This window comes from Stutzerimonas chloritidismutans AW-1 (genome assembly GCF_000495915.1).
Lineage (GTDB): Bacteria > Pseudomonadota > Gammaproteobacteria > Pseudomonadales > Pseudomonadaceae > Stutzerimonas > Stutzerimonas chloritidismutans.
The window spans coordinates 1-17640 of the sequence record NZ_AOFQ01000003.1 but is presented as its reverse complement, the minus strand read 5'-3'; the positions used below and the strand labels follow the sequence as shown (position 1 = coordinate 17640).

Here is a 17640-nt window from a genome sequence, read left to right as displayed (position 1 = left end):
GTGGGTCTGTTGACGTTTCGCTGCAAGCCGCGAGGCCGGCAGACCCTATCGCCCGCGGCAGCTCAACCAGTGGTCGGCAGTTTCACGAGCCTGGTTGTCAGCTGCCAGTACATCTTCAAGGCAGACAGTCGGAACCGATGCCTCTCGATTCAACACGTCGTCGATGATACTCGCGATCTCGGTGAAGCGGATGCGTCGATTGAGAAAGGCGTCAACCGCCACTTCGTTCGCGGCATTGAGCATCGCCGGCGCCGTACCACCGGTCTCCGCGGCCAGGCGAGCAAGCCGCAGACAAGGGAAACGCAGGTTGTCCGGCGCCTGGAAATCCAGTCGCCCAACCTGCAACAGATCCAGCGCCGACACACCGGAATCGATTCGCTCCGGCCATGCCAGCGCATGCGCAATCGGCGTACGCATGTCGGGATTGCCGAGTTGCGCGAGCACCGAACCATCCACGTAGTCCACCATAGAGTGGATAACGCTTTGCGGGTGAATCACCACCTCGACCTGATCTGGTCGCGCGTTGAACAACCAACAGGCCTCGATCAGCTCAAGCCCCTTGTTCATCATGCTGGCCGAATCCACGGAAATCTTGCGTCCCATCGACCAGTTGGGATGAGCGCAGGCCTGCTCCGGCGATACATCCGCCAGAAGCTGCGGCGCAATATCTCGAAACGGCCCGCCAGAAGCGGTGAGCAATATCCGCCGCACACCGACAGCACCAAGCCCACGGGCATAATCGGATGGCAAGCATTGAAAAATCGCGTTGTGTTCGCTATCGATCGGCAGCAACACCGCATCGCTATCGTGCAGTGCCTGCATGAACAACGCGCCGGACATTACCAGCGCTTCCTTGTTCGCCAGCAACACTCGCTTGCCTGCCTGCACGGCGGCGAGAGTCGGCTTCAGCCCAGCGGCACCGACGATTGCAGCCATCACGACATCGACCTCGGGATGGCCCGCCACCTCGCTCAGACCGCCCTCGCCGCTCAGCACTCGAGTGGCAACGCCATCGGACTGCAACTGCCCCTGCAGCACGCCGGCTTGCGCTTCATCACCGACCACTGCGTAGCTCGGACGATGCTTGAGGCAGAGCGAACGCAGGTCGGCGAGCCGGCTGAAGCCGGTCAGCGCAAATACGCTATAGCGATCGGGATGACGAGCGATGACATCCAATGTGCTAAGTCCGATCGAACCGGTCGCCCCCAGCACGGTTATCTGTAGAGGTCGCGTCACAGCACGCCCCAGCCAGCAAGCCAAAGAAGCACCGCAAAGATCGGAATGGCCGCGGTAAGACTGTCTATGCGATCCATTACACCGCCGTGCCCGGGCAGCAGCTGACTGCTGTCCTTGATGCCCGAGCTACGCTTGAACATGCTCTCGGTGAGGTCACCAATCACCGAGATCAACACCACCACCGCCGCACCCAGCAGCGCTAGCACCAGCTCTCGCACCGACCAGCCGCGGTAAATGCCAACCGCCAGCGTGATCAGCAGACTGGTCAACAGGCCACCTATCAGCCCCTCCCAGCTCTTGCCAGGACTGACCTGCGGTGCAAGCTTGCGCTTGCCGAACGTCTTGCCGGAGAAATACGCCCCGATATCCGCAGCCCAGACCAGAATCATCACGGCAAGGATCAACCAGTTACCCAATGGCCATTGCTTGAGCACGACCAGCGCCTGCCACGACGGAAGCAGAATCGCCAGACCGATCACCAGACTGCCAGCGGAGCCACCCCAGAGACGACTGCTCTGCGGATAGGTCAACACCATATAGGTTGCTGCCAGCCACCAGAGCACAGCGAGCGCCAACAGCCAGGGGGCCAGTGCCGGAAGTTGATACAGCACGGCAAGCAGCACCACGACCAGCGCCGCATAACCGATTCTCACCGGCTGGCCCGCGAACCCGGCCAACCGGGCCCATTCCCAGGCACCTAGCGCAACGACCAGCCCAATGAAGATGGCGAAAGCGAGCCCGTGAAGAAGAAAGAACCCAATGATCGCGACGGACAGAAGGATGGCGGCGGTGATGATGCGCTGCTTCAGCATTCGGCCTTGACCTCGCTTTCGACCTGTTCGCCCGTTTTGCCAAATCGCCGCTGTCGAGTGGCGAAATCGGCGAGCGCCTTGCGCATGGCAACGTGCTTGAAGTCGGGCCAATAAAGATCGGAAAAATACAGTTCCGCGTAGGCGAGCTGCCAAAGCAGGAAATTGCTGATGCGCCGCTCACCGCCGGTGCGAATGCACAGATCGGGCAACGGCATGTCGCCGGTCGCCAGATAGCTCTGAAACAGAGCAGGCGTAATTTCCGCCGGATTCAGACGCCCGGACTGCGCCTCGGCAGCCAAGTGCTGAGCCGCCTGAAGAATGTCCCACTGCCCACCGTAATTGGCGGCAACCTGGAGGACGAAACGATGATTGGCGGAAGTCATCTCTTCCACCTCCAGCATCGCGGCCTGCAATTCGGGATGGAAACGGGCACGATCGCCGATGATGCGCAGGCGAATGCCGTTCTCATCGAGCTTGCGCGCCTCACGCCGCAACGCCGACAGGAACAGTTCCATCAGCGCACCGACTTCATCTGCCGGGCGCTGCCAGTTCTCGCTGGAGAACGCAAACAGTGTCAGCACCTCGACGCCGGAATCGGCGCAGACCTCAATCACGGCGCGAACCGCGTCGACACCGGCTTTATGCCCGGCCACACCGGGCAGCAAACGCCTCTTCGCCCAGCGATTGTTGCCATCCATGATGATCGCCACGTGACGGGGTACATTCCGCCCGGCGATCTGCCTGACCTTTTCCATGAACAACTCTACTTGCGCTAAAACACGCTGCGAACCAAAAGAAAAAGCTGCAAGCAACAGCTCTGTGGCATCCGCGCTGTCGCATCACGAACCGGTCCCCCCGATTCATGACATGACAGCAGCGATTCGATGCCGGCCTTATACGGCCATCAGGTCGCCTTCTTTGGCTTCGAGGGCCTTGTCGATCTCGGCAACGTACTTGTCGGTTAGCTTCTGAACGTCATCCTGGCCACGACGTTCCTCGTCCTCGCTGATTTCCTTTTCCTTGACCAGGTCCTTCAGCTGCGCGATCGCATCACGGCGGATGTTGCGCACTGCGACTCGGGCGTTCTCGGCCTCTGCGCGGGCCTGCTTGGTGTAGCCCTTACGGGTCTCCTCGGTCAGCGCGGGCATCGGCACACGAATCGTGGTGCCAGCGGTGGCCGGATTCAGCCCTAGGTCCGAGGTCATGATCGCCTTCTCTACCGCCTGGATCATGCTCTTGTCGAACACTGTCAATGCCAGAGTGCGGGAGTCTTCGGCGATTACGTTGGCAACCTGACGCAGCGGAGTGTCGGAACCGTAATAGGAGACCATAACGCTATCGAGAATACTGGGATGCGCACGGCCGGTACGGATCTTGGCGAATGCATGGTCCAGCGATTCCAGGGTTTTCTTCATGCGCTCCTGCGCGTCTTGCTTGATCTCGTTGATCATTCTTTCGATTCCTCGATCAGGGTTCCTTCAGCGCCACCTAGCACGATGTTGAGCAGGGCGCCGGGCTTGTTCATGTTGAAGACTCGCAGCGGCATGTTGTGGTCACGGCACAGACAGATGGCTGTCAGATCCATCACGCCAAGCTTACGATCCAGCACTTCGTCGTACGTGAGCTCGGCAAATTTCTCCGCATTCGGATCCTTGAACGGATCTGCGGTGTAAACACCATCGACCTTGGTGGCCTTGAGCACGACATCCGCCTGGATCTCGATCGCACGCAGACAGGCGGCCGAGTCGGTGGTGAAGAATGGGTTGCCGGTACCGGCGGAGAAAATAACCACCTCGCCGGTCTTCAAATGACGCATCGCCTTGCGACGGTCATAGTGATCAGTCACGCCGACCATGGAAATGGCAGACATGACCAGCGCCGGGATGTTCGAACGCTCAAGCGCGTCGCGCATGGCCAGCGCGTTCATCACAGTGGCCAGCATACCCATATGGTCGCCGGTGACGCGATCCATACCGGCCGCCGAGAGCGCAGCACCACGAAAGAGGTTGCCACCACCGATGACCAGTCCGACCTCGACGCCGATGCCCACCAACTGGCCGACTTCCAGAGCCATACGGTCAAGGACCTTGGGATCTATGCCAAAGTCTTCGGAGCCCATCAGGGCCTCGCCGCTCAATTTGAGCAGAATGCGTTTATAGCGAGGATTGCGTGCACTCATCTGCTGAGCCATTGGCGTGTTATCTCCTGCGGCGTGCTGTGATCAAGTCTGAATGACTCAGACCAAAAAATATCTGCGCTTTGACAGCTCAACCCGGGGTTGGTGCCAGGCGATGACTATATCGTGACAAAAAAACAATTCCGCTGCCCAATTCGACAAAGAGGCCGCGCGCGTGAGCGGGCAGCCTCTTTGCCAGAACCACCGAAGCGGCCTTATTTCTTGGTCGCAGCGACCTGAGCAGCAACTTCGGCAGCAAAGTCGACTTCGGCCTTCTCGATGCCCTCGCCTACTTCGTAGCGAACAAAGGATACGATTTCGGCACCAGCTTTCTTGGCCAGCTCACCAACCTTGATTTCCGGGTTCTTGACGAACGCCTGCTCAACCAGGCTGGCTTCGGCCAGGAACTTGTTGATACGGCCCTTGACCATGTTCTCGACGATGTTTTCCGGCTTGCCGGCGATCTTGTCGGCATTGAGCTGCAGGAAGATTTCCTTTTCCTTGGCAACCAGCTCTTCGGAAACATCAGCCGGGCTCAGAACCGCAGGATTGCTGGCAGCCACGTGCATGGCGATATCCTTGGCCAGCTCGGCATCGCCACCCTTCAGGGTGACCAGCACACCGATGCGGTGACCGTGCAGATAAGCACCAACCACCTCACCTTCCACTGCGGTCAGGCGACGGATGTTGACGTTCTCGCCGCACTTGGCGACCAGCGCTTCGCGCGCGGATTCACGAGAAGCAATCAGCGGGGCCACATCGGTCAGCTTCTGCTCGAAGGCCTCGTCCAGGCTTTCCTTGACGAACGCCTTGAAGTCATCCTGCAGAGCCAGGAAGTCAGTCTGCGAGTTGACTTCGATGATCAGACCACGACCACCCTCGACGCGAACGGCGATCGAGCCCTCGGCAGCGATGTTGCCCGACTTCTTGGCGGCCTTGATGGCGCCCGAGGCACGCATGTCGTCAATCGCCTTTTCGATATCACCGCCAGCGGCGACCAGAGCCTTCTTGCACTCCATCATGCCCTGACCGGTACGCTCGCGCAGTTCTTTGACCAAGGCTGCAGTGATTTCTGCCATGTTGGGAATCCTCTCGATTTGGTTTCTAAACCACTCACCCAATACACGGGTGATCAATTCGCAAGAGACAAAAAGGGGGCCTAGCCCCCTTTTTGTTCATCGGGTGTCACGCTGCAGTGCGCCGCACTCAGCCCTGAGCCGCTTCGGAAGCAACTTCCTCGACGAACTCGTCAGCGCCACCGGCACCGTTCTGGCGACCGCGCAGAACAGCGTCAGCCATGGAGCCGAGGTAGAGTTGCACGGCACGGATGGCGTCATCATTACCGGGAATGATGTAGTCAACGCCTTCCGGGCTGCTGTTGGTATCGACGATGCCGATGACCGGGATACCCAGCTTGTTGGCTTCGGAGATAGCGATGCGCTCGTGATCGACGTCGACGACGAACATGGCGTCCGGCAGGCCGCCCATATCCTTGATACCACCCAGGCTGCGCTCGAGCTTCTCGAGATCACGGGTACGCATCAGAGCTTCTTTCTTGGTCAGCTTCTCGAAAGTACCGTCCTGGGACTGCCCTTCCAGCTCACGCAGACGCTTGATGGAGGCGCGGATGGTCTTGTAGTTGGTCAGCATGCCACCCAACCAGCGATGATCGACATACGGCGAGCCACAACGAGCAGCTTCTTCGCGAACGATCTTGCCGGCGGAACGCTTGGTGCCAACGAACAGAATCTTGTTCTTGCCTGCAGCCAGCTTCTCAACGAAACGCAGCGCGTCGTTGAACATCGGCAGGGTTTTTTCCAGGTTGATGATATGGATCTTGTTGCGCGCGCCGAAAATGTATTTATCCATTTTCGGATTCCAGTAACGGGTCTGGTGGCCGAAGTGCACACCGGCCTTCAGCATATCGCGCATAGTGACTTGAGACATGATCAGTCCTCGAATAAGTCGGGTTAGGCCTCCACGCGTCCCGATATCCAACTCTTGCGAGCACCCAGGATACCGTGTCGACACGTGTGTGGGGTTAGGCTCGACGGGGTCTACCCCGCTGAGCGGCGCGTTTTATAGCACAACGACCATCGAGAGGCTACTGCTTTGAACTCTCTACAACAGGCTCAGCAGTGCAATCAGCCCTGACCTGCAGGCCGCAGGCGCTTTGGTTTATCATCGCGACTTTCCGTTATTGCCTTCGCCTGCGGGCATACAAGAGGTTTGCATGACTGTCACCATCAAGACGCCCGAAGATATCGAGAAGATGCGCATTGCCGGGCGCCTCGCCGCCGAAGTTCTCGAGATGATCGGCGAGCACGTCAAGCCAGGCGTCACCACCGAGGAACTCGACCGCCTTTGCCACGAGCATATCGTCAACGTTCAGCAGGCCATTCCCGCTCCGCTGAACTACAAGGGCTTTCCCAAATCGATCTGCACCTCAATCAACCACGTTGTCTGCCACGGCATCCCGAACGACAAGCCGCTGAAAGACGGCGACATCCTCAACATCGATATCACTGTGATCAAGGACGGCTATCACGGCGACACCAGCAAGATGTTCATGGTCGGCAAGGTGCCCGAGTGGGCCGATCGCCTCTGCCAGGTCACTCAGGAATGCCTCTATAAAGGCATCGAGCTGGTTCGCCCGGGCGCACGACTCGGGGACATCGGTGAAGTCATCCAGAAACATGCCGAGAAGAATGGGTTCTCCGTGGTCCGCGAATACTGTGGCCACGGCATCGGTAAGGTCTTCCATGAGGAGCCGCAGGTTCTGCATTACGGCCGTGCCGGCACCGGCATGGAGCTCAAGGAAGGCATGACCTTCACCATCGAGCCGATGATCAACCAGGGTCGCTCGGAAACCCGACTGCTTGGCGATGGCTGGACTGCGATCACCAAGGATCGCAAGCTATCGGCGCAATGGGAACACACCATCCTGGTGACCGCTGACGGCTACGAGATCTTCACTCTGCGCAGCGACGACACCATCGCTCGCACCTCTACCTGAGATTTCACAGCCGCAGCCCCCACGGGAGGACGTTCGCATGCCCCAGGTTGACCCGGAGCTGTTTGACCGCAGCCAGTTTCAGGCGGAGCTGGCTCTGAAGGCCAGCCCCATCGCTGCGTACAAGAAGGCCATACGCCAGGCGCGGCAGGTACTGGACGAGCGGTTCAAGGCAGGTCGGGACATCCGTCGCCTGATTCAAGATCGCGCCTGGTTCGTCGATCAGATTCTGCGCTCGGCCTGGGATCGCTTCGACTGGAACAATGGCGCAGATATCGCGCTCGTCGCAGTGGGTGGCTACGGCCGAGGTGAACTGCACCCCTACTCCGATATCGACCTGCTCATTCTGCTCGACGCCAACGACCAGGAAATCTTTCGCGACTCGATCGAGGGCTTTCTGACCCTTCTCTGGGATATCGGCCTGGAAGTCGGGCAGGCCGTGCGCTCCGTTGCCGAATGCGCCGACGAAGCGCGCGCCGATCTCACGGTCATCACCAACCTCATGGAAAGCCGGACGATCGCCGGCCCGGAGCGCCTGCGCCAGGCCATGCTGCGGGTCACCAGCACCCAACAGATGTGGCCTAGCAAGGAATTCTTCCTCGCCAAGCGCAACGAGCAGCGCGCACGACACGCCAAGTACAACAACACCGAGTACAACCTGGAGCCCAATGTCAAAGGCTCCCCCGGCGGCCTGCGCGACATCCAGACCATCCTCTGGATCGCCCGTCGCGAGTTCGGCACGCTCAATCTGCAGGCGATGGTCGATCAGGGCTTTCTTACCGAGGGTGAACACAGCCTGCTGACCGCCGCCCAGGAGTTTCTCTGGAAGGTGCGCTACGGCCTGCACATGCTTGCCGGTCGCGCCGAGGATCGCCTGCTGTTTGACCATCAGCGCAGTTTGGCCGCGCTGCTGGGCTATGAAGACAATGATGCCAAGCTGGCCATCGAACGCTTCATGCAGAAGTACTACCGGATCGTCATGAGCATTGCCGAACTCAGCGATCTTGTCGGTCAGCACTTCGCCGAAGTGATTCTCTGGGAAGGCGAGTCAGGCCCGATCGTGCCACTAAACAGCCGATTTCAGGTACGCGACGGCTACCTTGAGGTGAGCAACGCAGCTATCTTCAAACGCACCCCTTTCGCGATCCTGGAAACCTTCGTGCTGCTCGCCCAGCATCCCGACATCCAGGGCGTTCGCTCGGACACCATTCGCCTGCTCCGCGATCACCGTTACCTGATCGATGACATCTTCCGCCAGGATCTGCGCAACACCAGCCTGTTCATCGAGCTGTTCAAGTGCAAGGAAGGTATTCACCGCAACCTTCGCCGAATGAACCGCTACGGCATCCTGGGCCGCTATCTGCCGGAGTTCGGCCACATCGTCGGGCAAATGCAGCACGACCTGTTCCACATCTACACCGTCGACGCGCACACGCTCAATGTCATCAAGTACCTGCGCAAGCTGACCAAGCCGGGCGTCGCCGAGAAATATCCGCTGGCCAGCAAGCTGGTCGAAAGGCTGCCCAAACCAGAGCTGATCTACATTGCCGGGCTCTATCACGACATTGCCAAGGGCCGTGGCGGCGACCATTCGGAACTCGGCGCGGTGGATGCCGAGCAATTCTGCAGTCGTCACAAGCTGCCGGCGTGGGATACCCGACTGGTGGTCTGGCTGGTGGAAAACCATCTGGTCATGTCCACCACAGCGCAGCGCAAGGATCTGTCCGATCCGCAGGTGATCAATGATTTCGCCCAACTGGTCGGCGACGAGACGCACTTGGACTATCTCTACGTCCTGACCGTGGCCGACATCAACGCCACCAACCCGACCCTGTGGAATTCCTGGCGCGCGAGCCTGCTGCGTCAGCTCTATACCGAAACAAAGCGGGCCTTGAAACGCGGGCTGGAAAACCCGCTGGGGCGCGAAGAGCAAATCCGCCAGACCCAACGCGCTGCGCTCGATGACCTGGTGCGCCAGGGCACCGATCCGGATGACGCCGAGCAGCTCTGGTCACAGCTGGGCGACGACTATTTCCTCCGGCACACCGCCACCGATGTGGCCTGGCATACCGACGCGATCATCGAGCACCCGGCCAACGGTGGGCCGCTGGTGCTGATCAAGGAAACCACGCAGCGGGAGTTTGAGGGAGGCACGCAAATATTCATCTACGCGCCAGACCAGCATGACTTCTTCGCGGTAACCGTGGCGGCCATGGATCAGCTCAACCTGAACATCCATGACGCACGCATTCTGACGTCGAGCAGCCAGTTCACGCTGGACACCTACATCGTGCTGGACGCCGACGGCAGCCCGATCGGCAATAATCCGAAGCGGATCGAGGAGATTCGCAGCGGCCTGATCGCCGCCCTGCGCAACCCGGACGACTACCTGACCATCATCCAGCGCCGTGTCCCACGGCAACTCAAGCACTTCGCCTTCCCGCCGCAGGTCACCATCCACAACGACACACAGCGGCCGCAGACCATTCTGGAAATCATTGCACCGGACCGGCCCGGCCTGTTGGCGCGTGTGGGCCAGCTGTTCCTCGATTTCGATCTATCGGTGCAGAACGCCAAGATCGCGACCTTGGGCGAACGCGTGGAGGACGTATTCTTCGTCACCGACGCAGACAACCAGCCGCTGTCCGACCCGCAGTTCTGCCTGCGCCTGCAGCAGGCGCTCGTCAAGGAGCTGCAGCAGGAGAACGAACAGCAACCCTCACCGAGCAGCATCCTGATCTGAAATGGCCTCGCCTGCTCACCTACCTGGCGCTGCAAGACAGGTAGGAGGCAGGCTCAATCCCAAGGCTGACCCCGCGTTTGTTCGACAGCTGGCAGTTTCTGCTGCATTGCAGCCTTGGCCAGCATGTGCGCACTGACCGGCGCAGTGAGGAAGAGAAACAGCGTGATCAGCAGCTCGTGCAGGCTCAAGCCATCGTTCTGGCTGCTGAAGAAGATCATCGACGCGATCACGATACCGCCAACACCCAGCGTCGTCGCCTTGGTCGGGCCATGCAGGCGCGTGTAGAAATCCGGCAGCCGGTAGAGGCCGATCGCACCGATCAGCGCGAACAGGCTGCCGATAATAAGGAACACGCTTACCAGCACTTCGATCCAGAATGGCATGTCGTTTCCCTCAATCAATGATGTCGCCGTGCAGCAGGTGCTTACCGATTGCCACGGTACTGACGAAACCCATCACGGCAATCAGCAGTGCAGCCTCGAAGAACAGGTCGGAGGCGAGCCAGATGCCGAACAGCACGATAAGCGCGAGCGCGTTGATGTACAGCGTATCGAGCGCTAGCACTCGGTCGGGCATGTCCGGCCCCTGGACCAGACGAACGACATTCAACACCGCCGCCAGCCCCAAAACGGCCATACAGAACGGAATCACGTAGGCGAGCATTCGAAGATCTCCAGCAGTGGCGCCTCATAGTTACGCTTGACGTCAGCGATCAGCGCATCGACGTCAGGCACGTCCAGCGCATGCACCATAAGCATCTGGCGATCCTGACTCAGGCAGGCAGATACCGTCCCAGGCGTCAGCGAGATGATGCTGGTCAGTGTGGACAGGACGAACTCGTTCTCGATGGCCATGGGCACCTCGATGAACGCAGGGCGCAGGTTTTTCTTCGGCCCCAGCACCAGCTTGGCGACGTGCACATTGGCCACGACGATGTCAAAGAGCACCTTGAGCGAGAACACGCACAGCTGCAGCGGCTTGCGTATGCGCGGCACCTCAATGAGAAACCCCCGAACCAGAAGTGGAATCGCCCAACCAAGAAACAGACCGAGCAAGAACTGCCCGAAGCTCAGCGTGTTATTGAGCAGCAGCCAGAGAATGGCCAGCATCAAGGTCAGGGCGGGATTAGGTAACCAGCGCGCTTTCATGCCGCACCTCCCTGAAGGATCTGCAGATAAGGCGCAACATCCAGCAGCTGCGCAGCAGTTGCCTGCACGAACGCCTGCAGCGGGCCGGCGGCGACAACCAGCATCACACTACCAAGCAGCAGGCCGACCGTCGCCAGGACCCGAATGGCATCGGCAGGCTGCCCCACCGCCTCGGCACTGGGACGCCAGAACACCAGGCTGCCGGCTCGGCTCAGTGAAATCAGCATGCCCAGCCCCCCGACCAACACCACGGCCCACAGCGCGATAGCGTCTGCGCCAAGCTCGATGGCGCGCAGCAGCATCACCTTGCCGAGAAAGCCGGAGAACGGAGGCAGACCGGCCACGGAGATGGCGCCCATGAAGAACAGCGTACCCAGCAGCAGCGGCTGACGCAGCGCAGGCGCCGAAATCAGATCGGTCCCCAGGTCTCCGCGCTGACGAGCTATCAGATCGGCGAGCAGGAACAAGCCGCCCGCAACCAGCGTGCTGTGGACCAAGTAATAAAGTGCCGCAGCAAGCCCTGCCTCGCTGCCGAGCGCAATACCCGCCAGAAGCGTGCCCACCGACACGACCACCAGATAGGCCAGCAGCACCTGCAGGCTGCGAGCGGCCAATGCGCCTATCACGGCCGCACCGAGCGTCAGCAGAGCCAGCGGCCAGAGCCAGACATCGACCATGCCGCTCAACTCGCCCGCTTCGCTGCCGAAGACCAGGGTGAACACACGAATGATCGCGTACAGCCCGACCTTGGTCATGATCGCGAATAGCGCAGCGACCGGCGCGGTGGCCGATGCATAAGCCCGCGGCAACCAGAAGTACAGCGGCAGGATTGCGCCCTTGAGCGCGAACACCACCAGCAGCAGATACCCGGCGGCCGCCAGCAGCGGCGCATCGGCCGGATCGGCCGCGCTCACACGGGCAGCCATGTCGACCATGTTCAGGGTGCCCAGCAGCCCGTAGAGCATGCTCACGCCGATCAGAAACAGCGAAGAGCCGAGCAGATTCAGCACAACATAGTGCATACCCGAGCGCACCCTGCGCTGACCATGGCCGTGCAGCAGCAAGGCGTACGAGGAGATCAACAGGATCTCGAAGAACACGAACAGGTTGAACAGGTCGCCGGTCAGGAAGGCACCATTGATGCCGAGCAGCTGGAACTGATAGAGGGCGTGAAAGTTCGGCCCGCGCTCATCATCACCACGGCACGCATAAAGCGCTGCGAAACCAGCCAGCACCGCCGTCACCAGCAGCATCAGCGCGCTCAACCGGTCCAGCATGAGAATGATGCCGAATGGCGGCTGCCAGCTACCCAGCGCATAGATCCGCAGCTGGCCATCATCGGCAAGCAGCACCAACCATATCGCAATCGGGACCAGGGTCCAGGTTGCCGCCAGTGAAAGCAGGCGCTTGGTCGACTTGTTCGCGCGATGAGCGAACAGCAACAGCGCCCCCATGAACAACGGCAGCAGCAGCGGGAGAATCAACGCATGATTCATTTGCGCGGCTCCTCACCATCGACGTGATCGGTACGCAGCTCTCCGATGCTGCGCAACGCCAGCACCACCACGAAGGCGGTCATGGCGAAGCCGATGACAATGGCCGTAAGCACCAGCGCCTGCGGCAGCGGATCGCCATACTCCGCGCTCTTGCCTATCACCGCCGGAACGCCGGTCGCCAGCCGGCCCATGGAAAAGATGAACAGATTGACCGCATAGGAAATCAGCGTCAGCCCCATCACCACCGGAAAGATCCGGGCACGCAGGAGCAGATAGACGCCACTGGCCGTCATGATTCCCAGCGTGATTGCGAACAGCGCTTCCACTACAGCACCTCCCTGTTGGAATCGTCCTGGCTGACCTGGCCGATGTTGGAAAGAATCAGCAATGTCGCGCCGACAACCACCAGATAAACCCCCAGATCGAAGAGCATTGCAGTCGCCAGCTCGAACTCTCCGACGAGAGGCAGATGGAAATACCCGAATGACGACGTCAGGAACGCGTAGCCGAACGCCCAGCTGCCCAGCCCCGTCAACCCCGCAATAAGCAGGCCTGCGCCGCAGAGTGCGTGATAGCTGATCGGTTGCCGCGCCTGTGCCCAGCTCACGCCATGCGCGATGTATTGGAGAATCAGTGCCACCGCGGTGATGAGACCGGCAATGAATCCGCCACCCGGCAGGTTGTGCCCGCGCAGGAAGATGAAGGCGGAAATCAGCAGCGCCATCGGTAGCAGCGCGCGGGCAAGTGCATCCAGAACCATGGGGTGCCGGTCAACCGACCAGGGTCGCCCGCCGTAGTCGCGAACCGGGTGCGGCAGGCGCAGGCCTTTGAGTAGCGCATAGATGCCTACGCCGGCGATCGCCAGCACTGCGATCTCGCCCAGGGTATCGAACCCACGGAAGTCCACCAGGATCACATTCACGACGTTCTTGCCGCCGCCGCCGGAAACACTGTTCTCGAGGAAGTACGACGCGATGCTGTCATAGGGCCGGGTCAGCACGGTGTAGGCAAGCAGCGCGACCATGGTGCCGCTGCCGCCCGCGAGAACGAAATCGCGGAAGGCACGCAGACTGCTCGACTCGGCCGGCGTACGGTCGGGCATGAAGAACAGCGCGAGAATCAGCAGGATGATCGTCACCACCTCTACCGAAAGCTGGGTCAGCGCCAGATCCGGGGCGGAATAACGGGCAAACCCGAGCGCAACCATGAGACCAACGACACTGAGTACGATCAGCGCGGTCAGACGGCGGCGATGGAAAAGCACGGTCAGCAGCGAAGTCAGCGCCAGAATCGCCATACCCAGCACGGTGATTCCATCAAGCGGCGTCAGCGCGACCGGCCCATGCAGCGTTTCCAACGGGGTCAACGCAAAAACCACGAGCACCAGCGTACTGAGCAGCATGAGGGCGATGTAGCGTTGCAGCGAGCCGTTTTCCAGCAGACAGGTGACGTGACGTGCGGCGAGGGTCAGTCCGCCCATCACCCGTTCGAACACCTCCAGCGAATCGACCGTGGGCAACCCTTCGTACCAGCGGAACGCCCACTTGCGCAGCGAATAGATCAGTATCCCGCCAATCAGCGCAGCAAAGCTCATGGCCAGCGGCAAGTTGAAGCCGTGCCAGATCGACAGGCTGTATTCAGGCACGTTGCCATTCAGCGTTCCCGACACCGCCGCCGCCAACAATGGGCCTACGGTGAAAGCCGGTAGCATCCCCACCAGCAGGCAGAGCAACACGAGGATTTCCACCGGAATCTTCATGTAGCGTGCAGGTTCGTGTGGCGGGTACTTCGGCAGATCGATCGGCTCGCCGTTGAAGAACACGTCGTGAACAAAACGCAGCGAATAGGCGACCGAGAACGCACCGGCCAGCGTCGCTGCCGCGGGAATCGTCCAATAGAAGCTACCGAGCAGGTGCTGATCGAGCGTCTCGGCGAAGAACATTTCCTTGCTCAGGAAACCATTGAGCAATGGGACACCGGCCATTGCCAGCGACGCCACCATCGCGAGTGCCGCGGTGTGTGGCATGTACTTCCACATGCCATTGATGCGGCGCATGTCGCGAGTGCCGGTCTCGTGATCGATGATCCCGGCGGCCATGAACAATGAGGCCTTGAAGGTCGCGTGGTTGATGATGTGAAAGATCGCCGCGACCGCTGCAAGACGCGAGTCCAGGCCAAAGAGCAAGGTAATCAGGCCCAGATGGCTGATGGTGGAATAGGCCAGCAGGCCTTTCAGATCGTGCTGGAACAGCGCCATCACCGCGCCCAGCAGCAATGTCGCCAGCCCGGTGACGCTGACCATGTAGAACCACCACTCCGACTCGGCCAGCGCCGGGTACAGTCGAGCGAGCAGGAAGACACCAGCCTTGACCATGGTCGCGGAATGCAGGAAGGCCGACACTGGTGTAGGGGCCGCCATTGCCTGCGGCAACCAGAAGTGGAAAGGGAACTGCGCGGATTTGGTGAACACACCGAGCAACACGAGAATCAAAGTCAGCGGGTACAGCGCATTGGCGCGGATCAGATCGCCCGAAGCGAGCACGGTTGTGAGCTCGAAGCTGCCGACGATATGGCCGATCAGCAGAATCCCGGCGAGCAAGGCGAGGCCGCCCCCCCCGGTGATGGCGAGCGCCATGCGCGCGCCTTGGCGCGCATCGGCGCGGTGATTCCAGTAACCAATGAGCAGGAACGACGAAAGGCTCGTCAGCTCCCAGAACATCAGCATCAGCAGCAGATTCTCGGACAGCACCACGCCGAGCATGGCGCCCATGAACAACAGGAAGAAGCCGAAGAATCGCCCCATCGGGTCCTTCTTCGACAGGTAATAGCGAGCGTAGAGAATGACCAGAAGACCGATGCCGAGAATCAACAGGGCGAAGAGGAAGCCCAATCCATCAAGGCGCAGGCTCAGGTTGAGTCCGAGCTGCGGCAACCACTCGTAATGGATGATTTCGGTTTGGCCGGCAAATACGTCGGCCCGTTTGGTCAGCAGCAGAATCAGCGCTGTCAGTGGCGCCAGGCCCGCGCCAAAGGCACAAGCGGAGCGACCAAACCGCTCCAGGAGCAAAGGCAGGAAGATGCCCAGAAATGGCAAAGCGATGATCAGCGCAAGCGCCATGAACGAGACCCCTTAAGCCACCTGAGCGGAGGCATTCTTATCCTTGCAGGCACAGCAACTGCCTGAAACAGCACATAAATGTGTGCCCGATTATCCATACCGATGACGCTGGCGTCATGGATTCATGTATTTCGAAAAACAAAAAGCGCTGTCACCGCTCCGTTCACGGAGCGGTGACAGCGCTCTGACTTCCGCCTCGGGCAGCTGCTATGAAGATCAGGGCGCCACGCGACTGGTGCCACTGACGGTCATGATGCGAACCCGCTGTCCCACGCGAAATACCTGATTGGGCTCCACGGCCTGCACATAGGCGCGCACGTTGCCGTCATCCTCACGCACGGTGATCTCGACACCCTGGGTACGGGTTATCCCCTCTTCTGCCGCGGCACCGAGCATGCCACCGGCAACCGCACCAATCACTGCAGCAACCGCGCTGCCACGACCGCCGCCGATGCCACTGCCGGCAACGCCACCAACGACGGCACCGGCGCCGGTGCCGATGGGGGTCTTGGTTCCCTCGATCTTCACTGGACGCAGAGATTCGATGGTTCCGTAACGCACGGTCTGTACGGCTCGCGCCTCGTCCCGAGAATAGGTATCTCCGGTCAGGTTGGAGGCGCACCCACCCAGAGCGAGCGTCAGAGCTGTAAAGGAAGCGACATAAATGGACCTACGCATTGCAATTCTCCTGCGGACAGCTGTTTCGTTCTGAACGGCGGCATGAGCAGTAGCGACAAAAAAGCGCTTGGCAACTTCTCCGTCCTGACTCAGCATTTACTACCTTCCTAGCATACCTATGCGAGTCGAACCTGGCGCACCGGTTCCTCTCGCCGAGACGATCCATGGATTACTTCATCATAGCCATCACCACCATAGCTGGCCTGGCTTTTCACGGCTGGCTGATCATGCGCTTCCGACTTTGGGCCGATCGGGACCTGGCGCTTTCAATCGCTGGCAGCGACCCAGACAAGCGCAGCTGGATGCTACAACGCCTCGCCGACGCGAAGAGTCAGAAGATCAAGCGGCGGGAACTACAAAGCTGGCTGGAGCAGCAGGTACAACACTACCCCGGCCTCTGATTCGGACACTTTCAGAAGATCAGACCCGAACAAACAAGCCACGCTTTCATGGTCTCTGACCATCGGAAAGCACATCCCTAGAACTAGGTGATCGTTTGCTGGTTACAGAACGTTGCCAGCACGGCGCGAGAGCTTACCCGCTGGCGCTCCAGCAAAGCGCCGCTCTCCGGTACAAGAGGTTTGGAGCAACAGCGCCTGGACTAGTTCGTTGCTGGGAGACCATTTAGGGCGCCAAGCGCTCCCGCTGCCAGCTGTTTGCGATCAAACGATAGTCGAGACGATCATGCAGGCGGCTAGGCCGGCCCTGCCAGAACTCCATACGCTCCGGCAACAGGCGATAACCACCCCAGTGCGGCGGACAATGGGGTGCCGTGTCGAGAAAGCGCTGCTCGGTTTCCGCCAGCAAACGCTCAAGCTCGGCGCGATCGCGAATCACCTGGCTCTGCGGCGATGCCCAGGCACCGAGCCGGCTACCCAAGGGGCGGACTTGAAAATAAGCATCCGATTCCTCCTGAGTAACCTTCTCCACCCGCCCCTCGATACGAACCTGACGCTCGAGTGTCGGCCAGAAGAAAGTCATGGCTGCATAAGGCGAAGCATTCAGTTGCTCACCCTTGGCGCTGTCGTAATTGGTGAAAAAGGTAAAGCCTCGATCATCCAGCGCCTTGAGAAGCAGGATGCGACAGTGAGGACGGCCGTCGGAGTCGACCGTAGCCAGGGACATCGCGTTCGGCTCCACCGGCGCCTGTTCGGTTTTCGTGGCCTCGGTGAACCACTGACGAAACAATCCGAACGGCTCGGCTGGGGGATTTGGCCCGC

The 17640-nt window shown here is 60.2% G+C and carries 18 protein-coding genes; 3 read left to right on the top strand and 15 right to left on the bottom strand.

Annotated features, from left to right (window positions below):
- Nucleotides 1-45: 45 nt before the first annotated feature.
- The 7 genes from ispC to rpsB form a co-directional block, all read right to left on the bottom strand.
- Entirely contained in the window at nucleotides 46-1236 is a 1191-nt protein-coding gene (gene ispC / locus F753_RS25990; RefSeq protein ID WP_031297098.1) for a 1-deoxy-D-xylulose-5-phosphate reductoisomerase, read from the bottom strand.
- Nucleotides 1233-2048, bottom strand: coding sequence for a phosphatidate cytidylyltransferase (locus F753_RS25985; protein WP_023443745.1), 816 nt, complete (start codon nucleotides 2046-2048; stop codon nucleotides 1233-1235). The genes ispC and F753_RS25985 overlap by 4 nt, the downstream gene beginning before the upstream one ends.
- Nucleotides 2042-2803, bottom strand: a complete 762-nt coding sequence (gene uppS, locus F753_RS25980; RefSeq protein WP_014819906.1) for a polyprenyl diphosphate synthase — start codon at nucleotides 2801-2803, stop codon at nucleotides 2042-2044. Before uppS ends, F753_RS25985 begins: the two co-directional genes overlap by 7 nt.
- A 138-nt stretch (nucleotides 2804-2941) precedes the next feature.
- Nucleotides 2942-3499: a ribosome recycling factor gene (frr, locus tag F753_RS25975; protein WP_014819905.1), complete on the bottom strand. Its 558-nt coding sequence runs from the start codon at nucleotides 3497-3499 to the stop codon at nucleotides 2942-2944.
- Nucleotides 3496-4239 (bottom strand): UMP kinase, encoded by a 744-nt coding sequence (pyrH, locus tag F753_RS25970; protein WP_014819904.1) that lies wholly within the window; start codon nucleotides 4237-4239, stop codon nucleotides 3496-3498. The genes frr and pyrH overlap by 4 nt, the downstream gene beginning before the upstream one ends.
- 200 nt (nucleotides 4240-4439) lie before the next feature.
- Nucleotides 4440-5303, bottom strand: coding sequence for a translation elongation factor Ts (gene tsf, locus F753_RS25965; protein WP_014819903.1), 864 nt, complete (start codon nucleotides 5301-5303; stop codon nucleotides 4440-4442).
- Nucleotides 5304-5430: 127 nt separating this feature from the next.
- Complete coding sequence (rpsB, locus tag F753_RS25960) at nucleotides 5431-6171, bottom strand: 30S ribosomal protein S2 (RefSeq protein WP_014819902.1); 741 nt, start codon at nucleotides 6169-6171, stop codon at nucleotides 5431-5433.
- 286 nt (nucleotides 6172-6457) lie between these two features.
- Between rpsB and map the strand changes: the two genes are divergently transcribed.
- Nucleotides 6458-7240 carry a type I methionyl aminopeptidase gene (gene map, locus F753_RS25955; RefSeq protein WP_023443744.1) on the top strand — a complete coding sequence of 261 codons (783 nt, stop codon included), beginning with the start codon at nucleotides 6458-6460 and terminating at the stop codon, nucleotides 7238-7240.
- Between the two features lie 37 nt (nucleotides 7241-7277).
- Nucleotides 7278-9980: a [protein-PII] uridylyltransferase gene (locus tag F753_RS25950; protein WP_023443743.1), complete on the top strand. Its 2703-nt coding sequence runs from the start codon at nucleotides 7278-7280 to the stop codon at nucleotides 9978-9980.
- A 53-nt stretch (nucleotides 9981-10033) separates the two neighbouring features.
- Here F753_RS25950 and F753_RS25945 read toward each other — a convergent pair whose 3' ends face one another.
- The 7 genes from F753_RS25945 to F753_RS0124515 all read right to left on the bottom strand — a co-directional run bounded on the left by F753_RS25945 (nucleotide 10034) and on the right by F753_RS0124515 (nucleotide 16420).
- Entirely contained in the window at nucleotides 10034-10363 is a 330-nt protein-coding gene (locus F753_RS25945) for a Na+/H+ antiporter subunit G (protein WP_003299378.1), read from the bottom strand.
- 10 nt (nucleotides 10364-10373) lie between these two features.
- On the bottom strand, nucleotides 10374-10643 hold the full coding sequence (locus tag F753_RS25940) for a K+/H+ antiporter subunit F (protein ID WP_023443742.1): 270 nt from the start codon (nucleotides 10641-10643) through the stop codon (nucleotides 10374-10376).
- On the bottom strand, nucleotides 10628-11128 hold the full coding sequence (locus F753_RS25935; RefSeq protein WP_014819899.1) for a Na+/H+ antiporter subunit E: 501 nt from the start codon (nucleotides 11126-11128) through the stop codon (nucleotides 10628-10630). Before F753_RS25935 ends, F753_RS25940 begins: the two co-directional genes overlap by 16 nt.
- Entirely contained in the window at nucleotides 11125-12624 is a 1500-nt protein-coding gene (locus F753_RS25930) for a monovalent cation/H+ antiporter subunit D (protein ID WP_023443741.1), read from the bottom strand. The genes F753_RS25935 and F753_RS25930 overlap by 4 nt, the downstream gene beginning before the upstream one ends.
- The gene (locus F753_RS25925) at nucleotides 12621-12950 is read right to left on the bottom strand and encodes a Na+/H+ antiporter subunit C (protein WP_003299385.1); all 330 of its coding nucleotides are present in this window, start codon (nucleotides 12948-12950) and stop codon (nucleotides 12621-12623) included. The genes F753_RS25930 and F753_RS25925 overlap by 4 nt, the downstream gene beginning before the upstream one ends.
- Complete coding sequence (locus F753_RS25920) at nucleotides 12950-15742, bottom strand: monovalent cation/H+ antiporter subunit A (RefSeq protein ID WP_023443740.1); 2793 nt, start codon at nucleotides 15740-15742, stop codon at nucleotides 12950-12952. The genes F753_RS25925 and F753_RS25920 overlap by 1 nt, the downstream gene beginning before the upstream one ends.
- A 216-nt stretch (nucleotides 15743-15958) precedes the next feature.
- Complete coding sequence (locus F753_RS0124515) at nucleotides 15959-16420, bottom strand: outer membrane lipoprotein (protein WP_031297095.1); 462 nt, start codon at nucleotides 16418-16420, stop codon at nucleotides 15959-15961.
- A gap of 164 nt (nucleotides 16421-16584) precedes the next feature.
- Here F753_RS0124515 and F753_RS25915 point away from each other — a divergent pair, with 164 nt between their 5' ends.
- On the top strand, nucleotides 16585-16821 hold the full coding sequence (locus F753_RS25915; protein ID WP_023443738.1) for a hypothetical protein: 237 nt from the start codon (nucleotides 16585-16587) through the stop codon (nucleotides 16819-16821).
- Nucleotides 16822-17044: 223 nt separating this feature from the next.
- On the opposite strand, the gene pdxH is transcribed toward F753_RS25915, so the two are convergent.
- On the bottom strand, nucleotides 17045-17640 hold a 596-nt coding region (pdxH, locus tag F753_RS25910; protein ID WP_031297094.1), incomplete at its 5' end, for a pyridoxamine 5'-phosphate oxidase.

Bases quoted from the DNA above. Each gene is read 5' to 3' on its own strand.
- F753_RS25920 (WP_023443740.1), bottom strand. From the start codon at position 15,742: ATGGCGCTTGCGCTGATCATCGCTTTGCCATTTCTGGGCATCTTCCTG.
- F753_RS25945 (WP_003299378.1), bottom strand. From the start codon at position 10,363: ATGCCATTCTGGATCGAAGTGCTGGTAAGCGTGTTCCTTATTATCGGC.
- F753_RS25985 (WP_023443745.1), bottom strand. From the start codon at position 2,048: ATGCTGAAGCAGCGCATCATCACCGCCGCCATCCTTCTGTCCGTCGCG.
- pyrH (WP_014819904.1), bottom strand. From the start codon at position 4,239: ATGGCTCAGCAGATGAGTGCACGCAATCCTCGCTATAAACGCATTCTG.
- F753_RS25935 (WP_014819899.1), bottom strand. From the start codon at position 11,128: ATGAAAGCGCGCTGGTTACCTAATCCCGCCCTGACCTTGATGCTGGCC.
- tsf (WP_014819903.1), bottom strand. From the start codon at position 5,303: ATGGCAGAAATCACTGCAGCCTTGGTCAAAGAACTGCGCGAGCGTACC.
- F753_RS0124515 (WP_031297095.1), bottom strand. From the start codon at position 16,420: ATGCGTAGGTCCATTTATGTCGCTTCCTTTACAGCTCTGACGCTCGCT.
- map (WP_023443744.1), top strand. From the start codon at position 6,458: ATGACTGTCACCATCAAGACGCCCGAAGATATCGAGAAGATGCGCATT.
- F753_RS25950 (WP_023443743.1), top strand. From the start codon at position 7,278: ATGCCCCAGGTTGACCCGGAGCTGTTTGACCGCAGCCAGTTTCAGGCG.
- F753_RS25915 (WP_023443738.1), top strand. From the start codon at position 16,585: ATGGATTACTTCATCATAGCCATCACCACCATAGCTGGCCTGGCTTTT.
- F753_RS25940 (WP_023443742.1), bottom strand. From the start codon at position 10,643: ATGCTCGCCTACGTGATTCCGTTCTGTATGGCCGTTTTGGGGCTGGCG.
- uppS (WP_014819906.1), bottom strand. From the start codon at position 2,803: ATGGAAAAGGTCAGGCAGATCGCCGGGCGGAATGTACCCCGTCACGTG.
- F753_RS25930 (WP_023443741.1), bottom strand. From the start codon at position 12,624: ATGAATCATGCGTTGATTCTCCCGCTGCTGCTGCCGTTGTTCATGGGG.
- rpsB (WP_014819902.1), bottom strand. From the start codon at position 6,171: ATGTCTCAAGTCACTATGCGCGATATGCTGAAGGCCGGTGTGCACTTC.
- frr (WP_014819905.1), bottom strand. From the start codon at position 3,499: ATGATCAACGAGATCAAGCAAGACGCGCAGGAGCGCATGAAGAAAACC.